At 60.2% G+C, this 648-nt stretch carries 1 protein-coding gene; it reads left to right on the top strand.

Annotation, left to right across the window (positions count from 1 at the left end):
- Positions 1 to 228: 228 nt before the first annotated feature.
- Positions 229 to 648: IS110 family transposase (locus WG899_RS22285; RefSeq protein ID WP_339597828.1), on the top strand; the 420-nt coding region annotated here is incomplete at its 3' end.

Genomic DNA, 648 nt, shown 5'->3' with positions numbered 1-648 from the left:
CCTCCTGATATCTACTCATTCCGCTCCGTCCGTGCTGACCGGAGCTCGCCGAAACGATCCCGCGATCCTCCTTGGGCCTAGAGCCCGCGGTAAAGACTGGGACGCTTGGTGAATTCGACGCTGTAGCTCGAACGGTGTCTTGAGGCGCCGCCGGAGTTGCCTCCGGCGGTGACCTCGCATATCAGGATGCGCAAGTCGAATGCCTTCAGCACCTTTTGGAGATTGCCGATGGTTTCCACGATTGGCTGCGACGTCAGCAAGAAGAAGTTCGATGCGGCCTTGATCGTCGCCCCGGGCAAATACAAGTCCAAAGTGTTCGAGAACAGCGTCGCCGGATTTGGCGCTTTCTTGGCGTGGATGGACCTCCACGCGCCTGGCGGCAAGTCGCAAACCCATGTCTGCATGGAGTCTACGGGTGCTTATCACGAGCAGCTGGCGCTCTATCTCCACGATCATGGCGTGAAGGTATCCATCGTGAATCCGCTGTTGGTGAAGCGTTTCATGGAGGCCGAAGGCCTGCGCAACAAGACCGATGGCGGAGATGCCAAGGCCATCGCGCGCTTTTGCGGGATGCATGAACCCGAGCCCTGGGACGCGCCCAGCCGTGGAGTTCGGGAGTTGCAAGCGCTGGTGGCGCGGCTGGATACC

The sequence above is a fragment of the Paucibacter hankyongi genome (assembly GCF_037482915.1).
GTDB classification, from domain to species: Bacteria; Pseudomonadota; Gammaproteobacteria; order Burkholderiales; family Burkholderiaceae_C; genus Paucibacter_A; species Paucibacter_A hankyongi.
This window is presented reverse-complemented; position numbering and strand designations above follow the sequence as displayed.